24 protein-coding genes are annotated in these 25,939 nt (G+C 56.3%); 19 read left to right on the forward strand and 5 right to left on the reverse strand.

Going from position 1 to position 25,939, the window contains the following annotated elements; translation table 11 throughout:
* Positions 1–178 precede the first annotated feature (178 nt).
* The 11 genes from ABID47_RS23060 to ABID47_RS23110 all read left to right on the forward strand — a co-directional run bounded on the left by ABID47_RS23060 (position 179) and on the right by ABID47_RS23110 (position 11,816).
* On the forward strand, positions 179–1,750 hold the full coding sequence (locus ABID47_RS23060) for a spore germination protein (protein WP_116233562.1): 1,572 nt from the start codon (positions 179–181) through the stop codon (positions 1,748–1,750).
* A 7-nt stretch (positions 1,751–1,757) separates the two neighbouring features.
* Positions 1,758–2,945: a Ger(x)C family spore germination protein gene (locus tag ABID47_RS23065; RefSeq protein WP_354500204.1), complete on the forward strand. Its 1,188-nt coding sequence runs from the start codon at positions 1,758–1,760 to the stop codon at positions 2,943–2,945.
* The gene (locus ABID47_RS23070) at positions 2,938–3,153 is read left to right on the forward strand and encodes a hypothetical protein (RefSeq protein WP_116233435.1); all 216 of its coding nucleotides are present in this window, start codon (positions 2,938–2,940) and stop codon (positions 3,151–3,153) included. Before ABID47_RS23065 ends, ABID47_RS23070 begins: the two co-directional genes overlap by 8 nt.
* A gap of 30 nt (positions 3,154–3,183) precedes the next feature.
* Positions 3,184–4,275: a GerAB/ArcD/ProY family transporter gene (locus ABID47_RS23075; protein ID WP_116233436.1), complete on the forward strand. Its 1,092-nt coding sequence runs from the start codon at positions 3,184–3,186 to the stop codon at positions 4,273–4,275.
* Positions 4,276–4,417: 142 nt separating this feature from the next.
* Positions 4,418–4,960: a DUF2062 domain-containing protein gene (locus tag ABID47_RS23080; RefSeq protein ID WP_116233437.1), complete on the forward strand. Its 543-nt coding sequence runs from the start codon at positions 4,418–4,420 to the stop codon at positions 4,958–4,960.
* An 88-nt stretch (positions 4,961–5,048) separates the two neighbouring features.
* Positions 5,049–5,861, forward strand: a complete 813-nt coding sequence (locus ABID47_RS23085) for a uroporphyrinogen-III synthase (RefSeq protein ID WP_116233438.1) — start codon at positions 5,049–5,051, stop codon at positions 5,859–5,861.
* Positions 5,862–6,001: 140 nt separating this feature from the next.
* Complete coding sequence (locus tag ABID47_RS23090; protein WP_076171848.1) at positions 6,002–6,640, forward strand: ThuA domain-containing protein; 639 nt, start codon at positions 6,002–6,004, stop codon at positions 6,638–6,640.
* 73 nt (positions 6,641–6,713) lie between these two features.
* Entirely contained in the window at positions 6,714–7,043 is a 330-nt protein-coding gene (locus ABID47_RS23095) for a phasin family protein (protein WP_076171846.1), read from the forward strand.
* Position 7,044: 1 nt separating this feature from the next.
* On the forward strand, positions 7,045–8,715 hold the full coding sequence (locus ABID47_RS23100) for an ABC1 kinase family protein (protein ID WP_076171844.1): 1,671 nt from the start codon (positions 7,045–7,047) through the stop codon (positions 8,713–8,715).
* Positions 8,716–8,916: 201 nt separating this feature from the next.
* A complete protein-coding gene (locus tag ABID47_RS23105) occupies positions 8,917–10,455 on the forward strand; it encodes a DEAD/DEAH box helicase (protein WP_354500208.1) in 1,539 nt (512 codons plus the stop codon).
* Positions 10,456–10,793: 338 nt separating this feature from the next.
* Positions 10,794–11,816: an LLM class flavin-dependent oxidoreductase gene (locus ABID47_RS23110; RefSeq protein WP_152399932.1), complete on the forward strand. Its 1,023-nt coding sequence runs from the start codon at positions 10,794–10,796 to the stop codon at positions 11,814–11,816.
* Positions 11,817–11,970: 154 nt separating this feature from the next.
* On the opposite strand, the gene ABID47_RS23115 is transcribed toward ABID47_RS23110, so the two are convergent.
* Positions 11,971–13,182, reverse strand: a complete 1,212-nt coding sequence (locus ABID47_RS23115; RefSeq protein ID WP_354500211.1) for an oxalate decarboxylase family bicupin — start codon at positions 13,180–13,182, stop codon at positions 11,971–11,973.
* 299 nt (positions 13,183–13,481) lie between these two features.
* Between ABID47_RS23115 and ABID47_RS23120 the strand changes: the two genes are divergently transcribed.
* Positions 13,482–13,892, forward strand: a complete 411-nt coding sequence (locus ABID47_RS23120) for a YjdF family protein (RefSeq protein ID WP_354500213.1) — start codon at positions 13,482–13,484, stop codon at positions 13,890–13,892.
* A gap of 45 nt (positions 13,893–13,937) precedes the next feature.
* Positions 13,938–14,414, forward strand: a complete 477-nt coding sequence (locus ABID47_RS23125) for a glutathione peroxidase (protein WP_076171834.1) — start codon at positions 13,938–13,940, stop codon at positions 14,412–14,414.
* A 261-nt stretch (positions 14,415–14,675) separates the two neighbouring features.
* Here ABID47_RS23125 and ABID47_RS23130 read toward each other — a convergent pair whose 3' ends face one another.
* Positions 14,676–15,323: an SDR family oxidoreductase gene (locus tag ABID47_RS23130; RefSeq protein WP_354500215.1), complete on the reverse strand. Its 648-nt coding sequence runs from the start codon at positions 15,321–15,323 to the stop codon at positions 14,676–14,678.
* A 331-nt stretch (positions 15,324–15,654) separates the two neighbouring features.
* Between ABID47_RS23130 and ABID47_RS23135 the strand changes: the two genes are divergently transcribed.
* From ABID47_RS23135 to ABID47_RS23155, 5 genes are all read left to right on the forward strand, one after another.
* Entirely contained in the window at positions 15,655–17,721 is a 2,067-nt protein-coding gene (locus ABID47_RS23135) for a molybdopterin-containing oxidoreductase family protein (RefSeq protein ID WP_354500217.1), read from the forward strand.
* Between the two features lie 214 nt (positions 17,722–17,935).
* A complete protein-coding gene (locus tag ABID47_RS23140) occupies positions 17,936–19,162 on the forward strand; it encodes an MFS transporter (RefSeq protein ID WP_354500219.1) in 1,227 nt (408 codons plus the stop codon).
* A gap of 60 nt (positions 19,163–19,222) precedes the next feature.
* On the forward strand, positions 19,223–19,726 hold the full coding sequence (locus ABID47_RS23145; RefSeq protein WP_076174768.1) for a GNAT family N-acetyltransferase: 504 nt from the start codon (positions 19,223–19,225) through the stop codon (positions 19,724–19,726).
* Positions 19,727–19,963: 237 nt separating this feature from the next.
* Positions 19,964–20,749 carry an SDR family oxidoreductase gene (locus ABID47_RS23150; protein WP_076174766.1) on the forward strand — a complete coding sequence of 262 codons (786 nt, stop codon included), beginning with the start codon at positions 19,964–19,966 and terminating at the stop codon, positions 20,747–20,749.
* Between the two features lie 90 nt (positions 20,750–20,839).
* Entirely contained in the window at positions 20,840–21,499 is a 660-nt protein-coding gene (locus tag ABID47_RS23155) for an MOSC domain-containing protein (RefSeq protein WP_354500222.1), read from the forward strand.
* Between the two features lie 146 nt (positions 21,500–21,645).
* Here the strand turns inward: ABID47_RS23155 and ABID47_RS23160 are convergent, their stop codons facing one another.
* Together ABID47_RS23160 and ABID47_RS23165 are read right to left on the reverse strand one after the other, a co-directional pair.
* Positions 21,646–22,194 carry a GNAT family N-acetyltransferase gene (locus tag ABID47_RS23160; RefSeq protein ID WP_354500445.1) on the reverse strand — a complete coding sequence of 183 codons (549 nt, stop codon included), beginning with the start codon at positions 22,192–22,194 and terminating at the stop codon, positions 21,646–21,648.
* Between the two features lie 93 nt (positions 22,195–22,287).
* Positions 22,288–22,542, reverse strand: coding sequence for a DUF2164 domain-containing protein (locus ABID47_RS23165; protein ID WP_116233563.1), 255 nt, complete (start codon positions 22,540–22,542; stop codon positions 22,288–22,290).
* 268 nt (positions 22,543–22,810) lie between these two features.
* On the opposite strand from ABID47_RS23165, the gene ABID47_RS23170 reads away from it, so the two are divergent.
* Entirely contained in the window at positions 22,811–24,499 is a 1,689-nt protein-coding gene (locus ABID47_RS23170; protein WP_354500225.1) for a glutamine--tRNA ligase/YqeY domain fusion protein, read from the forward strand.
* Positions 24,500–24,669: 170 nt separating this feature from the next.
* Here ABID47_RS23170 and ABID47_RS23175 read toward each other — a convergent pair whose 3' ends face one another.
* On the reverse strand, positions 24,670–25,908 hold the full coding sequence (locus ABID47_RS23175) for an MFS transporter (RefSeq protein ID WP_354500227.1): 1,239 nt from the start codon (positions 25,906–25,908) through the stop codon (positions 24,670–24,672).
* Positions 25,909–25,939: the final 31 nt, after the last annotated feature.

Raw genomic sequence — 25,939 nt, forward strand, 5'->3', positions numbered from 1 at the left:
AGGCGCCACCCGAAGCTGCAAGCGGGTGGCGCCTTTTTTGTACATTCCCCGAGCCATCCACATAATTTATCCATTTCTGGCACAACCTACGGTTAAATTCCTTCTTGCTGGCAAGGAGCGGAAATCGAGGTGACTAGTGGAGATGAAAAAAGGCGATGCAACACCGGATAAGCCGCGTATGGCCCTTCCAACAGGAAGGGCACTGGGTCTGCCGTCTCCTTCGTTGGATAAGGTGCCGATCCAGAAGGATCTGAAAGTCAATACGGAGATGCTGAAGGATATCTTCGATGACTGCTCGGACATGGTCTACCGGAGCATGGAGGTTGCCCCGGGCGTTGAGGGCCTGCTCGTATACGTGGAAGGGATCGTGTTCTCCGAAGAGCTTCAGATCCATATGATTCAGCCCATTATCCAGGGATTGGTGCGCCTGAAGAATGAGGGGGACGAGAGCAAGGAGCAAGACCCTGATCTGGAACCATTGGAAAATACGCGCGTATCCCTGTCCCAGGTCAACAGCGCCACCATGTGGGGGGATGTCATCGAGGGGCTGATGAATTCCAGCGCGGTCGTCCTGGTAGACGGGTATTCGGAAGCCCACCTGTTCAATGTGAAGGGCGGATTGCGCCGAACCGTATCCGAGCCGGAGACCGAAGCGGTCATCCGCGGGCCGCGCGAAGGATTTACGGAGATGCTTCGCGTCAATACAGCGCTGCTTCGTTTCAAAATTAAGTCCCCGAGGCTGAAGATGAAGAGTATCGTTCTCGGGACAGAGACCAAAACGGATGTGGTCATTTCGTACATCGAGGGACTGGCGAATCCCAAGATGATCCGGGACGTCGAGAAGCGGCTCAAGGACATTGAAATCGACGGAATACTGGAATCCGGGTATATCGAGGAGATGATCGAGGATCATCCGTTTTCGCCTTTTCCCCAGCTCCAGTACACCGAGCGCCCCGACACTGCAGCGGCTCAGCTGCTGGAGGGACGTTTTGCCATATTCACGGACGGTACGCCGTTCGTTCTCATCGGTCCGGTGACCTTTTTCCAACTGATGCAGGCGAGCGAGGATTATTACGAGCGGTACTTCATCACGAACTTCGTCCGGTGGATCCGGTATTTATTCGTGTTTATCGCCCTCTTCCTACCTGCATTGTATATTGCTACGACGACCTATCATCAGGACATGCTTCCTTCGACCCTGGTGCTCAGCATCGCGGCTGCCCGGGAGGCAATTCCGTTTCCTGCGGTCGTCGAGGCGCTCATTATGGAGATTTCCTTTGAGGCCTTGCGCGAGGCAGGCGTAAGGCTCCCGAAAACCGTCGGCCAGGCAGTCAGCATCCTGGGGGCACTCGTTATCGGTCAGGCTGCGGTCGAAGCCGGCATCGTATCGGCCCCGATGGTCATTATCGTGTCGATGACGGGGATCGCCTCCTTTACGATTCCGCGCTTCAACCTGGCCATCACGGTCCGCCTGCTGCGGTTTCCGCTGATGATTCTGGCCGGGGTGCTCGGATTGTTCGGCATCGTGCTGGGCACGGTCTGGATTCTGGTCCACGTGACCCAATTGACCTCCTTTGGCGTGCCGTATATGTCCGGCATCAGCCCTTTCCATGTCCAGGATAACAAGGACGTGTTCGTTCGCGCCCCATGGTGGAAGATGAAGCGGCGCCCATCCTGGGCATCGAAAAAAGACCGGGTGCGCGAGAAGAAGGAGATCAACGGTACCCCGCAATCAAACAAGGTGTGGTGATATGGACATGATCAAGAAATGGGCGGTAGCCGGTTTACTGCTCCTGAGCCCGCTTGCGCTGGCCGGCTGCTGGGACCGTAAAGAAATCAACGACATTGCCTTCGTCATCGGATCTTCCGTCGACAAGGAAAACGGGCTGTACCGAAGTGCCCTCCAGATCGCCCTGCCGGGGAATTTAGGCGGGGCAGGCAGCAAAGGCGGCGGCGGAGGCACCAGCGGCGGAAAGTCCTACTACCTGGAATCGAAAACGGGCATTACGCTGCGCAGCGCCAATATGGAAATCCAGGCCGGCAACTCCCGGAACCTTTCCTTCTCCCACCGGCGCGTGCTGCTTATCGGCGAGGAATTCGCCAGGGACGGCATTGCACCAATGCTGGACCAATTTGCCCGGATTCCTCAGAATCGCCTGTCATCGCTGGTGGCGGTGACAAGCGGAGCAGCGTACAAAATTTTGGACGCCGATGCGCCGATGGAGCAATTCTCCAGCGAGATGATCCGGGAGCTGATCAACGAATTCACGAAAAGGCCCGATTCGCTGAAACAGCTGGTTAACACACTTATGACCGATGGCGTGGACGTGGCACTTCCGTTCCTGTCTATTCAAGAGGCAGTGCCGCCGGGCGTGGGAACGTCCAAAAATAATATCCAGGTTACGGGCCTGGCCCTTTTTGATGAAGACAAGTTCGTGGGAGCCCTGGAAGGACAGGAGGGCAAAATCATTAACCTGGCCATGAATCAGGCTCCCTCCCCGGACATTATCGTCGACGGGCCCGGAGGCAAGGGCCACATTTCCATTCGCTTCAGCGAAAATGAGGCCAAGCTGAAACCGGTTGTCCGCGGCAACGATATCACGATGACCATCGAAATTTACGCCAAGGGCGCCGTGTACGAAAATGACTCAAACAGCATTATCAGCGATGAGCATAGCCTCCGGGACCTGGAGCGCCGGGCCAGCGAGGAGATTGTCGATAAAGTGCAGCTCGCCATGCGTTCTCTGCAGCATAAATACAATTCGGATATTCTGGGATTCGGCAGGACGATCTACGAGCACGACCCGAAGGCATGGCAGAGATTTAAGGGCAATTGGAAGAAAGTATATCCCGAGGTCAGGGTTATCGTAAAACCTGAGCTTCATATCGAGAATATCGGAGCCGTCGGCAAGCCCTTCGGCAGAAAGGAAATCAGGAATGATTAAGCTTCTGGGGCTGTATATCTTGGCCGCTATATTGGTAATCCTGATTGATCGGAAGGTCATGCGCGACATTCCGGGGATTAACCGCTGGATGGCCTATATTCTGCTCGCAGGCGGGTTCGGAATATGGGCCTACTGCCTGCAGTTTGGCCACGTCGTGTACGGATCGGTGCTGGCGGGACATTATCTCGACAAATTCGTTCCTTTTTGAATGTGAAATCGCAATAAAGGAGGCAGGGCTGTGAATAAAGTGACGAACCGGCAGTTTAGGATGCTCGGAATTACCTACATCTTGAACACCACATTAATCCACGTACCGAGTGAGCTGGCCAATTATGCCAAGCAGCACGCCTACCTGTCCTTTTTTCCGGCGGGAATCGTCGTTGCGCTGATGTTTCTGCTGCTGTCCAAAAGCGCCAAGCGGTTCCCCGGCAAGGACCTGTTCCAATCCCTGAACGGACGGTATAAAGTGATCGGAAGAGTGATTACCATCCTGTACCTGATATTTTTCTTTATCATCCTGGCCAGAGATATCCGTATGGTTGCTGACTTTACCAATGTCGTCCTGCTGCCGCTCACGCCGATCTTCATCATTTCTATTGCGATCACGGCGACGGTGATTTATATTGCCAGAGGAGGCGTGCAGACGGTGATGGGCATTGCCGACCTGTATGGGCCGATGATGACAACGGTGGTCCTCATCATACCGTTTATCGTTGCCAAGGATTTTGATTTCAGCTATATCAAGCCTTACTTTTATGTCGATTGGGCGGGCGTCGGCAAAGGGAGCTGGGTCGTCTTTTCTTACCTGGGCCAGATCTTGGCGCTCCCGTTCATCTTCTCAAGCAAAGATTACCGGATCCGTGACGGGATGTACGCTTTGATCCTGTCGACAGGGCTGCTGCTGCTGATCGTCATTATGATTTCGCTGCTGGTAGGCGTGCCCATTGCCGAAAGCCTGATGTACCCGTCTTACGAAATGTCCCGGCAGATTAAAATAACGGATTTCCTCGACCGGTTCGACATGCTGCTCGTTGGCCTCTGGTTTCCGGCGGTTCTGCTGAATATCGCCACCAGCTTGTTCATCATTTGTTACGGATTAAAAACGATGATCCCGCAGATTTCCGGAAAAATGATGACCTCGCCCATCGGGTTATTCGCCGTGGTCACCGCATTCTGGATCTATCCCAATTCGATCGAAGTGTTCCGGTTCGACAGAGAGTGGACGGTCGTGGCCTTGGTGTTCGTCATCGTGCTGCCGATCTTCATCTTTTTGTTCCATCGGCCGCATCGAAAGCCCCGGATGCAGGAACCCCGGGAGGACGCTACCTGACCCACCTGCCGGCAAAAATAAAACAGGCTCTTTCGGTTAGATTAGAGGGAATAAAAGTGATACAATAGAAGGAACGGGCGGCCCTGAAGCCTGCGGCTGAAGGGGATGTCCTGCCTGCTAGGCATACCTGAAGGGTGATTACATGACAACTAAATCGAGAAAGTACAACATTTTTCATAAGTTTTACCGGAAAATCAAGCTGAACATGATCAAGCTGTTCCGTTCCCCGGGTGGAGCACGCAAAGTGTCGCTCGGATTCGCACTCGGGTTCGGGCTTGAGATGATCGTCATTTCCACCGGATCGCTGGTGTATTTGATTTTTTACCCTACGGTAAGGTTGGCCGGCGGCTCGCTTCCGGCAGCTATTATAGGCAATGTCATCGGCAAGCTCACTTTCCTTCCTATCGTCCTCCTCCCTTTTGCCAAGAAAATCGGAGAATGGTTTTTCCCGAAAAAAATGGTGGATATTCCGGTCCAGGAACATGCTTGGAGAAATCTGCTGTCCGGCGATTTCACCATATTTAAGCATCTGCTGCAGGGCGGTCTTCACGTGCTGATCGGCATGTCGGTGTTCGGCCTGGTGCTTGGCGTCATTTCCTTTTTTGTCGTTCGATTCTTGTATAACCAGCGTAAAAGGCACCGCCTGGCCAAGCGCCAGAACGCCACTGCCGTCAAAAGTCTGTGAATCTTTTCATCTCCTTGGGCGGAATTTCAAGTATACTGTTTAGTAAAACAGTGGCGGGTTCCATGAACCCTGATGAGGAGAAGGATGCATGGCTCGGAATTTGGCAGGTAAAAAAATTGCGTTAACCGGTCCCCGCAAGGCGGCCGAAATGGCCAAACTTGTGGAGAATATGGGAGGCATTCCGCTGATTCGTCCCGCACAGGGAACGGTATTCCTCGACGATGTGAAGCTGCGCAAGGATATTGAAGCCTGGATCACCAATCCCCCCGCTTGGGTCATATTGACGACGGGCATGGGGCTCGACGCCATCGTTCAGGTGGCGGAGGAGATGGGGGCTGGCGCTGCACTGCTCGAAGCGCTGCAGGGCTCGTCCATTGCCGCCCGCGGGTACAAAACGGTGAATGCACTGAAGAAGAGAGGGCTGATTCCGATCGTACGGGATGACGACGGAAGCACGGCCGGTCTGATCCGGGGGCTGGCGTCCTATTCGTTTCAAGGGGCGGACGTCATTCTTCAGCTGCACGGCGATCCCGCCCCGAAGCTGACGGCCTGGCTGCAGGAACAGGGGGCCCAGGTGCGGGAAGTGCTGCCGTATCAGCATATTGCTCCGGAGGAAGCGGAGCTTGCGCGGCTGCTCGCCGAAATTACGGCGGCGGAGCTGGACGCCGTGGCGTTCACCAGCGGGCCGCAGGTGCGTAACCTGATCGAGTACGCCCGGGCGAAGGGCGAGCTCTCGAAGCTGGTATCGGCTTTCTCCGGACCGGTGGTCGCGGCGGCTGTCGGCAAAATTACAGCCCAGGCGCTGCGGGAAGAAGGCATCGAACGCGTCTGTTCGCCTGAGGAAGATGAGCGGATGGGCAGCATGATGGTGGAACTGGGAAGGTATTTTGTTCGAAACTGAAGGAAAGGGACATGTCCATACAGACGGGGGGATGCGGCTGGCTGCATCCCTTTTTCCTTCATCAAAACGAAAGGAATTAAAGGTTTTTTCCAGAAAGTGTGGAATGCTATAGGGAACGAGAGCGAGCAAGGAGGAACATAATGAACAAGAAAAAAAGCATTTTACTCGGTGATTACACGCATCCGAAATTTCACCCTTTGCAGGGGGTAGACGCTCAGATCAGCCATATTTTGAACGATGTCATTTCGGTTCAATGCAGCGAAAACAAAAATTTGCTGCTCGAGGAGCATTTGAAGCCGTTTGACCTTTGCATATGCTATTTCGACTTGTGGGACGAGAAAGTGTCTCCGCAGCAGACAGCGGGTTTGCTGTCTTACGTGAGCCAGGGTGGAGGCCTGCTTGTCATCCACAATGGCCTGTCCATCGGCAACCGGCGCTATGAGCTGGCCCAGCTGGCCGGCGGCCGTTTTAACGGTCATCCGCCGTACCAGCCGCTGTCGTTCCGGGTGAGCGCAGAGGATCAGGTTACGAAAGGCATCGAGCCTTTTGAACTCGACGAAGAGCCGTACCAGATTGATTTTGACCCGTTTGGCGAAAGAACCGTGCTGCTGGAATACGAGCTGGAAGGAACGTGGCATCCGGCGGCCTGGAAGCATAGCTACGGTATGGGAAGAGTCGCCTTTCTGATGCCGGGGCATCACGAGCCGACATTCCTCCATCCGCAAATCCGCCGGCTTATTCTGCAGGCTGCGCAGTGGGCGGCGCATCTTCCGGGTTAATACGGCCCCCGGGTTTATATGACCCATCATTTGGGGGTATAATATATTGACTATAGCTTTGGGAGGAATAACCATGAGTGATCTGTTTAAAAAAGCAATTTCATTAGGTTGGGGCCTTACCATAGTGAGCAAAGAGAAAGTCGAGAAGATCGTGGACGATCTGGTCAAACGGGGCGAGCTGGCGCCGTCCGAATCCAAGGATCTGGTCAACCGGCTGGTGGAACGCGGCGAGGAGGAGCAGTCCCAATTTAAAACGTGGATTCAAGACCAGGTTCGGCGTGTATTAACGGACATTCACGTTCCTTCCGATCAGGATATCGTCAGTTTGGAACAGCGCATTGCAACATTGGAGAAGAGGGTGGCGGAGCTCGAAGCAGAGCGTTCCGGACCGGCCGCGGAATAAGATGGCACTGCGCATCAGACATACCGGTCGTTACCGGGAGATCGCCATGGCGCTTATGCGTCATGGCTTTGGTTATATCGTGGAGGAGCTGGGCCTGTTCCAGATGCTGTCCATCCCAAGACGGTGGATTACCCATGAGACGCCGCAGACCAAGACGCTGGGGGAACGGATCCGGCTGGTTCTGGAAGACCTGGGGCCGACCTTCGTCAAGCTGGGGCAGCTGGCCAGCACCCGGTCGGACCTATTGCCGGAGCCGATTATCCGGGAGCTGATCAAGCTTCAGGATCAGGTTCCGCCTTTCTCGTCCGAGTCAGCCAAAGGCATAATCGAGCAGGAGCTGGACGACGCTATCGAGGATATTTTCTCCTGGTTTGAGGAGTCGCCGATCGCGGCTGCTTCCATTGGACAGGTTCACCTCGCCAAGCTCAAGACCGGTGAGGATGTAGCGGTCAAGGTCCAGCGTCCGGGTGCTCTGCAGATGGTGGTCAGAGACCTGGAAATCCTCAGAGACCTAACCGCACTGGCGGAGAAGCGCTGGGTATGGGTCAAGCAGTACCAGATCGCCCGCCTGGTGGAAGAGTTTGCGAGCTCCATGCGGGCTGAGCTGGATTATACCCAGGAAGGACGCAACGCGGAAAAAATCGCACTGCAGTTTCAGAACGATGAGACCGTGTGCATCCCGCGAATATTTTGGCAGTATACATCTTCGCGAGTCATGACGATGGAATACGTCCGGGGCATCTCTTTAAGCCATCAGGAGGAGCTTGTGGCGAAGGGATATGATTTGAAGGAAACGGCCGAGAAGCTCGTGGAAAGCATGCTGCACCAGATTTTCATCGAAGGCTTTTTCCACGCCGATCCGCATCCGGGCAATCTGCTCGTGCGTAAGGACGGCAGCCTTGCTTATCTGGATTTCGGTATGGTGGGACGGCTTAGCGAGGAGATGAAGGATCATCTGTCTTCGCTGATCATCGCCCTGATGCGGAAAAACACCGACAGCATGGTCCGCGCCGTGCTGAGGCTGGGCATGATGCCGGAAGACGGCGATATTCGCGAGCTGCGCAGGGATTTGGACAGTCTGCGGGAGCAGTACTATAATATTCCTTTTTCCGAAATCAGCATGGGGACGGCGCTGAACGATCTGTTCGCGGTCGCCCAGCGTCACAAAGTGATGATTCCGCCTGATCTGACGCTGCTCGGCAAGGCGCTGCTGACGATGGAAGGCGTCATCGAGAAGCTGGATCCTACGCTCAGCATCATCGACATGGCGGAGCCGTTTGGACGGAAGCTGATCAAGGACCGCTTCAGCACCCGCAACCTGCGCAAGAAGCTGCTGGGCGGAGCGGCGGGTCTGGCGGAGGCGCTGTTTGACCTGCCGGACCAGGCAAGGCAGATTTCATCGTTAATCAGCAAGGGCAAGCTGAAGGTTGAGATCAGCGTTCCGGAGATGGAAGCCCTGATGAGGAAGCTCGACCAGATCAGCAACCGGCTGTCTTTCAGCATCGTGCTGCTTGCCTTCAGCATCATTATGGTCGGACTGATCATCGGATCTTCCCTGAATCAGCAATCCTCGGTGCTGTGGCATTTTCCGGTGATCGGAACCGGTTTTATTGTGGCGCTGTTGATGGTGCTGTGGCTGCTGTTTTCCATATTCAAATCCGGCAGGTTTTAGCTGCCCGTATTGCCGCCATTATGATCCATACATTGTTATTCATGCGTTTTTCATTTCATCCTTTAAGGGAGGTCTGTCCGACGGCCCTGCACGGGTCACGTGACGGTCCTCCTTTTTAAGATATAGAAGTACAAGCGTCTGAACCGAGTTAATCGACTATATATCCCGCTAAAGGCGGAACTTAATGAATGAGGTGCATTATTGTTGAAGTTTTCAAGTTTGGGCGTTAACGAATCATTGGTCAATACACTGAGGGTGAACGGTATTGCCATCCCCACACCGGTGCAAGTGGAGACGATCCCGCTCCTGCTTGCAGGGAGCGACGTGATCGCGCGGGCACGTACAGGAACCGGCAAGACGCTGGCCTTTATGCTGCCGATGCTGCAAAAAATAGACCCGACGCAGCTGTACCCGCAGGCGCTTGTCGTTGCGCCTACACGCGAGCTGGCGCTGCAAATTACCGAGGAAGCAAAAAAGCTGGCAGCTGGGACCGATATCCGGATTTTGGCCGTGTATGGCGGACAGGACGTCGAGAAGCAGCTGCGGAAGCTCGAAGGGGGGCGGCAGCTGATCATCGGCACGCCGGGCCGGCTGCTGGATCACCTCCGGCGCGGCACGCTGGAGCTCGGGCGCGTCAAAATGCTCGTGCTGGACGAAGCCGACCAAATGCTGCACATGGGCTTCCTGGACGAGGTCGAGACGCTGATTCAGGCGCTGCCCTACAAGCGCCAGACGATGCTGTTCTCGGCCACGATGCCTGCCGAGGTCAAGCGGCTTGCGGCAGCCTATACCCGGGACGCGGAGGACGTAGTGATCAAAGGGGAGAAATCGCCGGTACCGCTGGACCACATCCGGCAGATCGTCGTGGAAGTGACGGACCGGACCAAGCAGGAGGCGCTGATCTCCATGATCGACACCTACCGACCGTTTCTGGCGATCATATTCTGCCGCACCAAGCGGCGGGCGTCGACGCTGAACGAGGCGCTGCTCGAACAAGGCTACAACTCGGACGAGCTGCACGGCGATTTGTCGCAGGCGAAACGCGAAGCGGTGATGAAGCGGTTCCGCGAGGCGAAGCTGCAGCTGCTGGTCGCCACGGATGTGGCGGCGCGCGGGCTTGACGTGGAAGGCGTCACGCACGTGTTTAACTACGATATTCCTCATGACGTGGAGAGTTACATCCACCGGATCGGCCGCACGGGCCGGGCCGGGGAGAAGGGCATGGCCATCACGCTGGTCGCCCCGAAAGACAAAGGCGAGCTGGCAAGCATCGAGCAGCACATCCAGTACAACATTGAACGGCGCCGGTATGACAAGGGCGCCGGCATCACCGCCGCGGGGACCAAGCCGCGCTCCATCCATGCGGAGCGCGATGAACGCGGACGCGGCGGCAGAGACGGCGGGCGCGGCGAAGGCCGCCCGCGCCGGGACGACCGCCCTGCACGCGCGGGCGGTGAAGGCAGAGGCGCCCGCGGCGAGGCCAAGCGGGCGCGCGGCGCCTACGCCGGAAGCGAAGCCGGCGCAGGCGGTGCAGGTGCCGGCCGCTCCCGCACCAGTGCGGCCGGGCAGCGTGACGGCCGCAGCGCTGGCGGCGGCCGGGGCCAAGCGGCTCGCGCGGAACGCGGCGCGCCGGTTGGCGGTTCCCGCGGCGGCCGGGATGCCAAGCGGAGCGGCACGGGCCGCCCATCCGCTCCCGGCGGCAGAGGCCGGAGCGCGGGAGGACGCGGGCGCCGGAAATAACGGCGCCCCGCAGACAAGGCAGCAGCTAACCCAGGAGGGGTCAGCTGCTGCCTTTTTTGTCCTCACGGATGCCCTGAAATTTAGAGGCAAATCTCCAAATCTGCTCATGAGGTGAGTTGGCGTCCCGTGCAAACCGTACTCTATCGCGGCGAGGGCCGATTTTGTTTTCTGACTCGGATGATTCGGGCATCCTCCCACTTTGCGGCCAAGCGTTTCGGCAACCCGTCACGCGCATGATATAATAGCAGGGCAGCTCATCCAGAACCTGGATGCCGCTGCTGCAATAGCAGTCAGCACCCGCTGCAATCAGTTATTAAGCAGAAAGGTCTTGATGCGTAATGATCAAGCTGAGCATATTGGATCAATCAACGATATCGGAAGGCAGCAATCCGGTGGAAGCGCTGGCCCAGACGGCGGCCATGGCCCAGGAAGCCGAACGCCTCGGATACCACCGTTTTTGGGTATCGGAGCATCATTTTTCCCCGAACCTGGCCGGCTCCAGTCCGGAAGTGCTGATCTCCCATCTGGCGGCGAAGACGTCGACGCTCCGGGTTGGATCGGGCGGCGTGATGCTGCCTCACTACAGCTCTTACAAGGTGGCGGAGAACTTCCGGCTCTTGGAAGGCCTCTATCCGGGCAGAATCGATTTGGGGCTCGGACGTGCGCCGGGCGGCATGCCTTTGGCGACCCGTGCCCTTCAGGAAGGCAAGATGCGCGGCGAGGACCGTTACGCCGATCAGATTGACGACTTAATCGCCTATTTGACGGATTCCCTGAGTCCGGAACATCCCTTTGCGGGCCTTCTGGCCACGCCAATGGTCCAAACCGTTCCGGAAATGTGGCTGCTTGGCTCCAGCGGGGGCAGCGCCGGGATTGCCGCCATGCAGGGAACCGGCTTTGCCTTCGCCCAGTTTATCAACGGTTCCGGCGGCAGTGATGTGATGCGCTGGTATCAGGAGCATTTTCAGCCGTCGGCCATATTTGATAAGCCGCAGTCTTTGGTGGCTATCTTTGCCGTATGCGCTGAAACGGAGGAGGAAGCCAACCGGATTGCGTCCAGCATGGATCTCTCGCTCATTTTATTGGAAAAGGGCGGATCGTCTGGAGGCACTCCGTCGGTGGAGAAAGCGCTGGAATATCCGTATTCACGGTACGACCGAATCCGGATTGAGGAGAACCGCAAGCGGATGGTCGTCGGTTCCCCGCAGCAGGTGAAGCGCAGGATTGAAGAGCTGTGCGAGGAATACAATGCCGATGAGGTGATGATCGCCAGCATTACCCATCGTTTTGAGGATAAGCTGCAGTCCTTCCGGCTGATCGCCGAAGCGTTCGGACTTCCGGCGGACGCCGCCGGACGATAACAGAACGAACAGGCGAAATTAGAATAACGTTTAGAGGTTTATTTTCATAGGATACGGAACGCGTTTAGCGTTAACTTTTTTTGCGGTATCAAGGAAGCCAAGTTTTCGAAGCTCATACCTTCTTATATCTAGAAAAAAGACGGCCCCCTGGATGTTACCCGTCCGGGGAGCCGTCTTTTGGCTTCGTGTAAGTGAAGCCGGGGTGCTTGACTACAGGCGATTTTTCCTTGCGCAGCGCATCCAGCAGATCGGACCCGACGTTCAGGTTTTCCGCCACCAGCTCCCGCGGCGTCAAGGCCATCCACTGGTTCAATGACACATCCGCGAACCGGTCGCTTTTGAACATTTCCAAAAACCAGAGGCTATCTGTTCCGGTATTCTGGATATAGTGTCCGAAGGCGAACGGCACATAGCCGACGTCGCCCGCGCGAACGTTGAACGTACGGGCCTTGCCGCCACCGGCGAATACGGTCATTCTGCCTTGGCCGGTAAGGTAATACTGCCATTCGTCCTGATTCGGATGCCAGTGCATCTCCCTCATTCCGCCGGGTTTGATTTCCACCAGTGCCGCCGCTACGGTGCGCGAGATCGGGAAATTGGACGAATCTGCGATCCGCACGCTGCCGCCGGATGTGATGATCGGAGGCTGCGCGAGCAGGCGGTGCGTAAAGGTTTGGGGCACCTCCCCGTAGGGCGAGGTTACCTTTTGGCTGTCCAGTGGACCGGGAACGGGTTCCTGCTCGATGTACACCTGGCTGGGAGGGATGCCTGCAAACGCGCTTTCCGGAACGCCGAAATTGGCTGAGAGCACCTCCTTGGGCGTGTGGGCGAACCAGTCGGAGATGCTGAGGGTATTCAGATCGGAGAAATGTCCGTCGTCAAAAACAAGCAAAAACTCGCAGCCTTCCTCCAGCCCCTGGATGGAATGGGGGATGCCTGGCGGGAAATACCAGAGATCTCCGGGACCCACATCGGCAATGAAATTGCGCCCGTTTTGGTCCACCGCCGTAATGCGTGCCCTGCCGAGCAGCATAAAGGACCATTCGGCCTGCTGGTGCCAGTGGAGCTCACGCAGGCCGCCAGGGGTGAGGCGCATGTTGACACCGGCCAGCGTGGTGGCGATGGGCAGCTCGCGAACCGTCACTTCCCTGGACCATCCGCCTTCATTAAGCTGCATGTGCGTATCGGAGAAGGAAAATTTTAAATTGGGTATCAGCCCGTTATCGGTCTTCGGTGGAACGAGCATGTCGGGATTCTCCATGTCCCGAAGCACGTCGCGAGGGCCCTCGTCGGTCGCCCCTTCGCGGCCGCGGATCGGCTGGGGAATCCGCCTGCCCGACTCCGGCCGATTGGATGAATGATTCATGCGTAAGGCTCCTTTTCAGCAGTAATCATGCCTTCAGCTACAGGAAAGTATATGAACCGCCGCATGTCCGATATGTAGCTGTTCTTCGCTCTTATTGATTCGCTTGGGGCCGGACTTGCATCACGGCCGCTTTGGAGTATCATGGAAAGTGGATCGTAAAATCACAGCCCGGTCGGTAGTCCGCGGCGCATGTACGGAGTCAGAGGGCGATTTCGCCAGCACAGCCTCCGGATCACATGTCAGTAACCTTCCCCCCTCGGGATGTCCCTCGGTCCGATTTATACAGAGGGGGAATACTGGTGAAACTCACGGTATTTTTTGAAGATCCTTATTGGGTCGGTGTCGTCGAAGTGCAGGGAGCAGACGGGCTTAAGGCGGGTCGTCACGTCTTTGGTGCCGAGCCGTCTTTGCAGGAAGTGTGGGAATACGTTATGAACGATCTTCCCGCGCTGGTGGAGCGTTTATCCTGCAGCGTCCCGGCCGCGCGGCTGCCTGTGAAGTCGGTCAACCCGAAGCGGCTTGCCCGGCAGGCGGCGAAGGAGTCCCGCTCCCGCGGCGTCAGCACCCAGAGCCAGGAGGCGCTTCGCCTGGAGCTGGAGAAGTCAAAGAAGCAGCGCGCCTGCCGAAGCAGGGAACAGCGGGAAGCCCTGGCCGCTTACAAGCGGGAGATCGCCGTAAGGAAGGCCAAGGCCAAGCATCGGGGTAAATAGCAGCAGAAAGCCAATTCTATATGAAGGATAGAAAGGGGTAATCACATGTCCGTATACCAATTCACAGCAGCCAAGACCTCTGGTCAAGAGGTGTCTCTTCAGGATTATGAAGGTAAAGTGCTGGTCATCGCCAATACGGCAAGCCAATGCGGATTAACGCCGCAGTATGGGGACCTGCAGAAGCTGTATGACCAGTTCAAGGCGCAGGGGCTCGAAATCCTTGGATTTCCCTGCAACCAGTTCGGAGGACAGGAGCCGGGTACCAGTGAAGAAGCCGCATCGTTCTGTCAGCTGAATTATGGGGTTCAATTCCCGGTATTCGCCAAAGTGGAAGTGAATGGGGAAGGGGCTCATCCGCTCTTTCAATATTTGAAACAGCAGCAGCCGGGTCCGGCCGAAGACGGCGAGATTCAATGGAACTTTACGAAGTTTCTCGTGAACCGTCAGGGAGAAGTGGTTGCCCGCTTTGAGCCGAAGGAGTCGCCTGAGGCCATGACGGAAGCCATTCGCGGTTTGTTGTAAAATGCCGTGAAGCATCCTGGAAGGGATACGAACCGATAATATCATAAACAAAAGGTCTGTCCCGAAAACGGGACAGACCTTTTGTTAATATCAGATAGTATAAACTCCAGAGCCATGGCTTCCTGATATTGAAAGAAAAACTTCCTTTAAACGCGGTCTATCTTCTTTGAAGGTACGTCGATAGACGTTTTTCTTACTTCTCCGACTGATCCCGGAGTTGAAGCACGGATAACCGTGCTTGCTGCATCCCAGAAACGGAGGTTACTGTGGAACGCTGCCGTTTAATCCCTTCAAGGCTTCCTCCACCGGAGTATCGCCTTCGAGCAGGTCGAACGACTGATTATGGGTCTGCCGGATTTGCAGCGCCGCGAGAACAGCTTCGGCCACATCATCTCTGGATACCCGGCCGTGACGCTGCAGCTCCGGAGCGGCATGCACCTTTCCTTTGCCAGGCTCGTTTGTCAGCCCGCCCGGACGGATAATCGTATAGCTCAGCCCGCTTTCCTCCAGGATGGTCTCGGCCTTGCGTTTGGCCATCAGGAAGGGCTTCAGGGAAGAAGGCATGGCGTCCGGATCCTTGGTGCCCATAGAGCTGATCAGCACAAACCGCGGAATTTGCTCCAGTACGCTCTGCTCAATGAGCCGAACGGTTCCGACATGATCCACATGCTCCGGATCTCCCGAGGTGCCGGCCCCTGCGGCGCAGACGACGATGTCCGCTCCTTTCATACCGTCGGAGAAAGCCCCCGATAAGTCTCCAAGGTAACCCTTGGCTCCTGCGGATTCCAGATCCCGGAGGTGGTCTTCTTTACGGACCAGCCCTCTCACGTCATAACCTGCCTCAACCAGCTTCGATACGATTCTGCGCCCGGTCTGCCCGTTTGCGCCTGCCACAAAAACGGTTGTCATCGTTGATCACCTCTACGTATGCATTACCCCGATGTCCAGGGCGGGAACACAGGTTTTGATAGGATTCCAAAAATAAACAAATTCGCCAGGTCGGCGTCCGGGGGAACGAAACATCGACCTGGCGAATTCGGTTGGGAGTGGTCCATGATATATGGCATAGCAGGCAGGGCGAACACGGTTCGTCCACTCTATGCTCCTGTTCTTTTTATACCCGGCGGCCATAGGGTTGAAACAGGAGTCCCCATTTTTTCTTTTGCGGATTTTGCCGACTCGCTTTAAGATAGAAATACAAGCATATACAGACTTCATATAGAGGGAGATGGAGCGGGAGATGATCGAGCAAGAGAACGGCGTTTTTCCTGCGGTGTGCCCGCTGGACTGCCCGGATACCTGCGGCCTGCTGCTGCACAAGGAGAACGGTAGAATCGTTAAAGTGACCGGCAACCCCGATCACCCGATTACTCAGGGTGCGATCTGCAATAAGGTAAGAAATATGACGGAGCGGGTTTATCATCCGGACCGGGTGCTGTACCCGATGAAGCGAACGGGGCCCAAAGGGGAAGGCCGTTTTGAACGGATTACCTGGGACGAAGCCGTGACGGAAATTACCCAGCGCTTTCGGGATATTATTGCGGAGCATGGCTCCGAAGCGATACTGCCCTACAGCTTCTACGGCAATATGGGCATTCTCAGCGTCGACGGCATGGACCGGCGTTTCCTCAATGCGCTAGGTACAAGCCGTTTGGACCAAACGATATGCAACTCCGCCGGCGGCGCCGGCTGGAAATATACGATGGGCTTCGGCGGCGGGACGACGCCGGAGGATACGGAATACGCCGATCTGATTCTGGTCTGGGGCGGCAACATCATCAGCACGAACATGCATCAAGTCGTCATTGCGGAGAGAGCCCGCAAGCGCGGAGCCAAAGTGGTCGTCATCGACGTGCACCGCAACCGCACCGGCCAGTGGGCCGACTGGTTTATTCCGCTGTATCCCGGAACGGATACGGCGCTTGCACTGGGCATGATGCACATCCTGTTCCGTGACGGACTGACGGACAATGACTTTATGGCCAAGTACACTGTCGGCCATGAGGAGCTGCGGGAGCATGTGAAGGCGTACACCCCGGCCCGTGTATCCCAGATTACGGGCATTCCTGAGGAAGATATCGAGAAGCTGGCCCGTATGTACGGCGAGGCGGAAGCCGCCTACATCCACATCGGCAACGGGCTGCAGCACCATGACAACGGCGGCATGAACATCCGCAGTATCGCCTGCCTGCCGGCCTTGACTGGCCACTGGCTGAAGCAGGGCGGAGGTGCCGCCAAGTCCAACGGCGGCTATAACGCGATGAACAGCGAAGCGCTGGAGCGCCCGGATCTGCGGCCGAACCCGGAGGCGCGCAGCATCAACATGAACCGGATCGGGGAAGCGCTGGCCATGACGGAGCAGCCGATCAAGGCGCTGCTTGTCTACTGCAGCAACCCGCTGGTCGTCGCGCCGGATACGGCGCGGGTTCAGGCCGGATTTGCCCGGGAGGACCTGTTTACGGTCGTGCATGACCTGTTTATGACCGATACGGCGAAATACGCCGATATCCTCCTGCCAGCGACCTCTTCCTTTGAGAGCACAGATTTGTTCGGCTCATACTGGCATCAATATGTTCAGATTCAGGAGCCGGTCATTCCTGCGCAGGGCGAGAGCAAGAGCAATGTGGAGCTGTTCTCCCTGCTGGGCCGGGCGATGGGCTTCGATGAAGAAGCCTTCTCCCAGACGGAGGAGCAGATGATCGAGGCGGCGCTGGATTATCCGGACAATCCCTATCTGAACGGAGTAACCCTGGAGTCGTTGAAGGAGCGGCGCTTCGTCAAGCTCGACATGACGCCGAAGCAGCACTATTTGGACCGGCTGCCGACCCCTTCAGGCAAAATCGAGCTGTATTCCGAAGCGATGAAGCAGGCGGGACTGCCGCCGCTGCCGGAGTATGTCCCGCTGAAGGAAGGCTACGACGGTGAGCGGCGTCCTGCAGCAGGAGAGAGCTTCCCGCTCATGTTCATTTCGCCGCCGAACCACAATTTCCTGAACTCCACCTTCGCCAATGTGGAAAAGCATCAGAAGCTGGAGAAGGAGCCGGTGCTGCAGATCCATCCGGAAGACGCCGCTGCTCGCGGCATTACCGACGGGGATCCCGTCTGCGTATACAACGAGCGGGGACAGTATGAGCTGAAGGCTGTGGTCACGGATAAAATGCTTCCCGGCACTGTCGTAAGCCAGGGATTGTGGTGGGCAAAGGACGGCCGCAGGCAGCGGGCCAACGCCTTGACGCCCGACCGCCTGGCCGACATGGGCGGCGGAGCCACGTTCTTCTCGACCACTGTCGAAGTAAAGCGTCAGTGAAGGTCATTGCGGGATGACACAATATGATAGATACTGTCATGTGGGACGGCAGACATAACGATAGATTGCTACAGGTGTCAGCCGGCTTTACGCTTGGCGGACACCTGCCGGAGAGCCCCCTGGGGCTTTCTTTTTTTCGTTCGTTATCTGCCGGTTTCCGAAGCCGGACATGTGCCCGGCCTCACCACATACCGCTGCACAGGAGATTCCTAACATGAAATTTCTGCAATCCTATCCAAGGGAAGTTCAAATATTTTTGGCGGCCAGCCTGATCAACTCGGCGGGCGGGTCGCTGATGTGGCCGCTCACCACCATGTACGTGTTTGAGGAGCTGGGCCACTCGATGGCTGACGCCGGCCTGGTCATCATGATCCAGGCGTTGGGCGGCATCATCGGCCAGCTGCTCGGCGGCGCGCTGTACCACCGGGTCGGGGTGAAGCGGCTCATCGTCGGATCGCTTGGCCTGAATGCGCTTGGTCTGTTCGCCCTGCCTTTCATCAGCCCGTATTGGTATTTATACATGGCTATGATGGGCTTTATCGGCTTCTGCAACGCCGTGTCCATGCCGGCGATCCAGGCGTTCATCGGCTACCGCTTCGCCGACCGGCGGGGCGAGCTGTTTAACGTCGTGTACGTCGCCAACAACATCGGCGTTGCCCTGGGGACGGCGCTGAGCGGATTCCTTGCCGATCTGTCCTACGACCTGACCTTTATTCTGAACGGGGTCACCTCGGCGGTTTTCGCGATGTTTTTCCTGAATTATCTCAGCCGGCTCGATAAGGAGCAGGGGCCGGTTCATCTGCAGAAAAAGGACAAGCCCGAACGTGCCGACGGTACCTGGTCCCTGCTCTGCAATACGAGGGTTTACCTGTTCATTGGCGTCGGTTCCCTGTTCCTTTGGCTGGGGAACTCGATCTGGAACACAGGCGTGTCCCCGTTCATTATCTCCGAGGGCATGCCGAAGCGGGCCTATGGCTTCCTGTGGACGATGAACGGCATTCTCATTTTTGTCGCCCAGCCGCTGACAAGCCTGATCAAGCGCTGGTTCGCACGGACCTCGTCGGCCCAAATTACGGCCAGCGGCCTCTTTTATCTGGCGGCCTATCTTGTCATTGCCGGTCTGCACAGTTATCCGGGAATGGTCATGGCTATGATCCTGGCGACGCTCGGAGAGATGCTGATCTCGCCGGCCATCCCGGCTTTCATTTCCGATCACGCCTATAAGGCGGCTCCGTTCTATATCGGTTTGACCGGGGGAATGGGGGCCGTCGGAAGAATGGCAGGGCCCTATGTCATGGGAATACTGTATGATAACGGAGGAATCATGCCGGTGACCTGGCTGGCGATTGGGGTAGCGGTGCTGTCGGTCGTGTTCTTTGTGACGCACGCGGTTCGCAACCGGCAGGCGGAGATCGATCTGGCCGAATCCTTCGGAAGCTGACGATGACTCGAATACCCCTGAACCTGGTCCTAGTTTACTATCAATTGAGGTGAAGCTGTTATGCCATCCGAACATCGTGTTTTGACCATCCGCCTCTCGGAAATGAGGGACGCCCAGGCGCTGATGGATATCGACGCCCTCGTGTGGAACGAGTGGACCGCTCCGGAACCGGTCCGCTGGTCTTCCCGGGAGGACTATCTGCGTCACTGCCCGCCGGGTTCCCAGCTGGTGGCCGTGGTGGACAACGTACTGTGCGGGTACATCGGATTTCGTCCGGCTACGGGCCTCTCCAGCAACAGCCATGTTTGTGAAATTAACATTGCGGTTCATCCCGATTATCAGCAGGAGGGGATCGGGTCGAGGCTGATCGAGGCGGGTAAGAAATGGGCGCAGGAGCAAGGAAAAAGAAAGCTGAGACTGCGGGTCCTGTCTTCCAACCCCGGAGCCATCGCATTTTACCGCAAATGTGGTTTCGTACAGGAGGGCTGCCTGGAACGGGAATTTTGTATCGGCGGCCGCGATGTCGATGATATATTGATGAGCTGCTTTCTGGCGCGTCCTTAATGGGGCTATGGGGCTATCTGTCCCGTAAAATACCATGATATGACATTTTTTGTGTATAATTAGTCAATCTGCCCGATATAAAACGGTACAAAAGGGACTTTCACAAGGTGAAGGTTCCTTTTTATACTATAATTAACGCTTTGTCATCAGCAGCATTCAAGAATCCGGATGGTTTCATCCCCGAATGATCAGTTTATAAGGGAATAGCAGAATTTATAGAAGAGGGGTCATAAGAGAATGGATCTTCATCTTGAGGGTAAAAAGGCGCTTGTCATTGCATCCAGTCAAGGACTGGGCAAAGCGATCGCCGCTGAACTGGTGCGAGAAGGAGCCGACGTCATGCTGGTCAGCCGCAGCGACGGCAAGCTGGAGGCGGTACAGCAGGAGCTGCAGAAGCTCGGCAGCGGCGTGGTGGAGTATTACGCGGCGGACATTACGATTCCGCATGAAGTGGAAGCGATGGTGCGTTATACGGCCGAGAAGTTCGGCCGCATCGATATATTGGTCAATAACGGAGGCGGTCCGTCTCCGGGAACGTTTGAAACGCTGACGGATGAAGACTGGGATAAAGCCTTCCAGCTGAACCTGCTCAGCTATGTCCGAATGATCCGCGAGGTGCTCCCGCATATGAAGGGACTGGGCGGGCATATCGTCAATTTGACGTCGACCTCGATCAAGCAGCCGATTCCCGGGCTCATTCTGTCGAATACGTTCCGCAACGGCGTAGCCGGCATGAGCAAGTCTTTGTCTCAGGAGCTGGCTCAGTACGGAATCTTGGTGAACACGGTGGCACCGGGGCGGATCGAGACCGACCGGATCATCCAGCTGAACGAATCGAATGCGAAAGCGAAGGGTGTCAGCGCGGAAGAGGTCGCAGAGCAGTCCCAGAGCGAAATTCCGCTCGGACGGTACGGAACGCCGGAGGAATTCGCCAAAGGCGTCGTATTCCTGTTATCGGGTGCCAACACCTATATTACCGGCACAACCCTTGTCATTGACGGCGGGCTGGTACAGGCTCTCTAAGGGCCATCCCAGCTCGTGTAATTCTTTTGTACCGGCGCACCCCCAAATGCTATGATGGAAGCAAGATGATCAATTTGGAGGGAAGCCGCAATGAATCAGGTGGATACCGCTTACCGGATCGTATCGGTGAACGTCGGCAAGCCGATCACGGTGGAGTATATGGGCAAACCGCTCACAACCGGCATACATAAACGCCCGATAGAAGGAGAAGTGTTCGTTGGACGCACGCAGATGGAAGGGGACGGCCAAGGTGACTTGAAAAATCATGGCGGGCCTGACAAGGCCGTGTGCGTCTATCCTGTAGAGCATTACGCCTATTGGAAGCGGGAACTGGGCATTCCGATGGAGTGCCCGGCCTTTGGCGAGAATTTGACCGTATCCGGGCTGCTGGAAGAAGAGGTGTGCATCGGCGATACGTTTGAAATCGGCGGGACGGTCATGCAGGTCGCCCAGCCGAGATTTCCCTGCTTCAAAATCGCCAGCAAGCATGGGGTGACCGACTTCCCGGCACGGGTGCTGGATACCGGATACAGCGGCTTTTATCTCCGCGTGCTCCAGGAAGGGGTGCTGGACCGCGAATCGTCCATCGTCAAGCGTGAATCCAGCCCGGGCGGCGTGACGGTAGCCGCGGTTTTGCGCCAGCTGGCGCTGGGACGCAAGCGGGCGGACCGGGAAGAGATTGCCCGGATGCTCCAAGTCGAAGCCCTTGCTTCGACCGTGAAGGAGCAGTTCAGCAACTGGCTGGCCTAAACCGGACATGCTGCGGCCAGGCTTCCGGCCGTCTGAGCATCGCTGAATGACCGCTTCATCGTATCGCAAAAATGCCGCCGTCCCCTGTCCGTTGGACAGGAGCGGCGGCATTTTGTCTGCCTTGGAGGAAGGGTTTTCAAAACGGGCTACCGAAGCAGCTTCCATTCGCTTTGTATCATCCCATAGACTGCATGATTCACGTACCCTTGGGGCAGCTTCTCCGCTTCTCGGACGATTCCCTCGAGAACGAACCCCAGCCGGTCGGGGATTGCGCGGCTGCGGTGGTTGCCCGTTGCGCATCGGATTTCAACCCGGTTGAGATCCATGTCCATCAGGGCATAATCAACAAAGGTCCGGCAGGCGCTGGTCATGATACCTTTGCCTTCAAATTCCTTCCCCAGCCAGTAGCCGATGCTGACGGAGCGGTTGTTCCAGTCGATCTGATGGTAGCTGATCAGACCGGCGATTTCATCGTCCACCCAAATGCCGGCGGAAATGCCGCCGTTCTCGGCGCCCTGCTTAATGGCGTTTTTCACAAAATTGGCCGTATGCTCCACTTCCCGGATCGCATCCACCCAGGGGAGCCATTCCCGCAGGCGATCACGTGACCGGTCGGTCAAGTGAAACAGCGGGCGTGCATGCTGCAGCGCCAGGGGCCGGAGCTCAATTTGGTCGTCAAGTGCGTATGTAAACATGAATGAATCCCTCTTTCTTTTCCCAAGATCGGCGAAATTGGCGGCCAGCTTATAAATGTAACCAACCATGCGTTTTCACTTCTCCCCTCTTACTTAACGGGACGCTTTAACCTTTTGTTCCAATGCGTATATATCGTCTTCCAGGGATATCATTCTCTGGCTGACCACATGGCGGCAGTCGCTCAGCGCCTGGTTGTACACATGCGGAGCGATGCGCGTCATAAAGAAGTCCAGCACGCCGTCCGCTGCCAGCTCACCGATGGCTTCGCCGCGTTCATCCTCAAAAAACTGCTGGATCTGCTGAATCGCCAGGTCCCGCTGTTCCTTCGCCAGCTTCATCGATTGCATATGCATTTAGGCCCCCTTCGGCTTTTATTTCCATGCTACCTTATTCCTCAAATGGCGTCAAAATGGTATTAGCCCCAATTTTCATGTTTGCCCCTGGATTGGGGAAGGATGTATAAGGCTTCGCGTTCACGTAAAAGGGGAGAGGAGCGCGAATGATTGAACTCTCCCGGCATTACAGGTATATTTATATGAAACAAGCTTTATACAGAGAATAAGATGGACGAGGTCTATCTATAAAGAAGACTTTATGGATGAAAGGTTGATAACTGTGGAGAAACCAAGCACTCCCTCCAATTTTATTAAAAATGTCATAACGGAAGACCTGAAGTCGGGCAAGGTTCAGAAAGTGGTCACCCGCTTTCCTCCGGAACCGAACGGCTATTTGCATATTGGGCATGCCAAGGCGATTTGGATCAATTTCGCGCTGGCCGGCGAATTCGAAGGCGCAACGAACCTGCGCTTTGACGATACGAACCCGCTGAAGGAAGACGTGGAGTTCGTCAGATCCATTGAGGAAGACGTGAAATGGCTTGGATACGAATGGGCAGAGAAGCGTTATGCCTCGGACTATTTCGATGAGATGTACAACCGTGCGGTGCTCTTGATCAAAAAAGGCAAAGCGTATGTCGACGATCAGACAGCCGATCAAATCCGCGAGACGCGCGGCACGCTGACCGAACCGGGCCAGAACAGCCCTTACCGTGACCGCAGCGTGGAGGAGAACCTCGAGCTGTTTGAGAAAATGCGCAGCGGCGAGTTCAAGGATGGGGAGAAGGTGCTTCGCGCCAAGATCGACATGGCCTCGCCGAACATCAACCTGCGGGATCCGGTCATTTACCGGATCGCCCATGCCACGCACCACAACACGGGGGATAAGTGGTGCATTTACCCGATGTATGCGTTCGCCCATCCGCTGGAGGATGCCATCGAAGGCGTAACGCACTCCCTCTGCTCGCTGGAGTTCGAGGATCAGCGCCCGTTCTATGATTGGGTTATCCAGGAATGCGAGATGGAGAGCACGCCGCATCAATACGAATTCGGCCGCCTGAATCTGGCGCAGACGCTGACCAGTAAGCGGAAGCTGAAGCTGCTCGTGGACGAGAAGATCGTCGACGGCTGGGACGATCCCCGGATGCCGACGATTTCCGGACTCCGCCGCCGCGGCTACACGCCGGAAGCGATCCGGAATTTCGTGTACGAGACCGGCATCTCCAAGAGCCAGGGTCTGGTGGATCTGCAAATGCTGGAACATTTTATCCGCGAGGACCTCAAGCTGAAGGCACCGCGGACGATGGCGGTGCTGCGGCCATTGAAAGTGGTCATCACCAACTATCCGGAAGGCCAGGTGGAATGGCTCGAAGCGGAGAACAATACCGAGAACCCGGATATGGGCACGCGGCAAATCCCGTTCTCGCGTGAAATTTACATCGAGCAAGATGACTTCATGGAGAACCCGCCGAACAAATATTTCCGTTTGTTCCCGGGCAACGAGGTCCGGCTGAAGAATGCCTACTTCATTAAATGCCATGACTTCGTGAAGGACGAGAACGGCCAGGTGACGGAAATTCACTGCACCTATGATCCGGAGACGAAGAGCGGCACTGGCTTTACCGGCCGCAAGGTCAAGGGAACCATCCACTGGGTCGAAGCTTCCCATGCCGTACCGGCCGAGTTCCGTCTGTATGAGCCGCTGATCAAGGCGGAGGAGACGGACGCCCCAGCCGAGGAGAACGAAGCCGAAACGGCAGAGAAAAGCTTCCTGGACGAAATCAATCCGAACTCCCTCGAAGTGCTGCACGGCTTTGTCGAAGCGGACATGAAGAATGCCAAGCCGCAGGACAAGTTCCAGTTTTTCCGGCACGGATATTTTAGCGTGGATTCGAAGTATTCGGCGCCCGGACAACCGGTATTTAACCTTGTCGTCTCCCTGAAGAGCTCGTTTCAACTGCCGAAATAAGGCGGGATCGGCTCGGCACATGAACCTATGAGAAGACCTGCAACGTATGAATGACATATAGAAAAGCCAGCCGCAGATGCAATCATCCAGCGGCTGGCTTTTTGTTTCAGTTTAGCTTGCTCTGTCTCGCTTATGTCAAACTTTGGCCCGGCCAATTGGGCCTAGCTTCTTTAGAGCGGTGAATCGTCATCATTGGCTGGCCCGGTCACAGTTCCGGCAGCACCTGCCTGGGTATGATGCTGAACGCGAATCCAATACCACATAATGCCGAATCCAGCCGCGCCGATCAGCGCCAGCATCACGCAAATTTTGTACATGGCCGCGCCGCCGAAGTTCTGGAACAGCCAGCCGCCGGCCAGGCTGCCGAGCATGCCGGAGATGCCGCTCCAAGTGAGCGTGTAGAGCGCCTGGGCGGGTCCGCGGAATGGGGCCGGCGTCAGCAGGCGTACCACCTGGGTTCCGACAAAGAAGAAGCCGCCGAAGGTGATGCTGTGAAGGATCTGGATGACGGCAATTTCGACCGGGCTCGTGGCGTTCGCCATCAGCTGCCAGCGAAGGACAAACAGAAGGCTCACAAGGGAAAGGCAGCCCACGAGCGTGGATAATTTACGCCTAAGATAACGATTGAACAGAATCAGCACACCGATCTCCAGAATGGACGACAGGAAGACGGCAAGTCCCACTACCGTTTTGGATCCTCCCAGTTCCGTGATGTAGAGCGACATGAACGTATTATTCATAAAGGTGGGGACTGATACAGCCATCCCCAGAACGATAAAAGCGATAAAATAACGGTTCACTGCAAATCTGCCAAAGCCCCGAAGACGCATCGGCGGCGTTTCGGAGGTCCGCTTGAGCGGAGGCAGGAGCAGGACGGACACGATCGCCAGGACAAGGATTCCCGTAAACACGAAGGAGAGGCGGGAGATTCCGATCCGGTCGAGGAAGAGGCCGGCCGCCACAGCCGTCACCGCCCAGCCAATAGAGCCCCACATCCGGAACGCGCCGAACCGGTGCGGCTGATCCGGAATATAGCCGAGAATCAGCGTGTTGCTCTGCGCAAACATCGGGCTTTGAAAGAAGAAAAAGAGCATCATGGCCACATAAATCATCGTAAACGTATCGGCATGAAATACAAATTGAGTCAGCAGCAGGGTGCCTGCCATCATGAGAAGCAGGCTGCGCTTGGTGTCCCGCAGGCGTTCGCTGGCAAACGTCCAGACCGGATTGGCCAGCAGGGAGATCAGCGGCCCCAGTGCCATCAGGCTGCCGATTTCCAGTTTGTTCATTCCCGCATCCTGCAGGTATAATTGAAAATAGCTGGTGAAAATCACCATGGTGCCATAGATTAAAAAGTTGAACGCCTTGAGCGACGTTAACGAAGACGGCTTGCTTCCGTTTTCCTGCACGCTAGCACATTCCTTTCCGGCCGTTTGCTAA

Source organism: Paenibacillus favisporus, from assembly GCF_040545415.1.
Classification (GTDB): domain Bacteria; phylum Bacillota; class Bacilli; order Paenibacillales; family Paenibacillaceae; genus Paenibacillus_AQ; species Paenibacillus_AQ favisporus.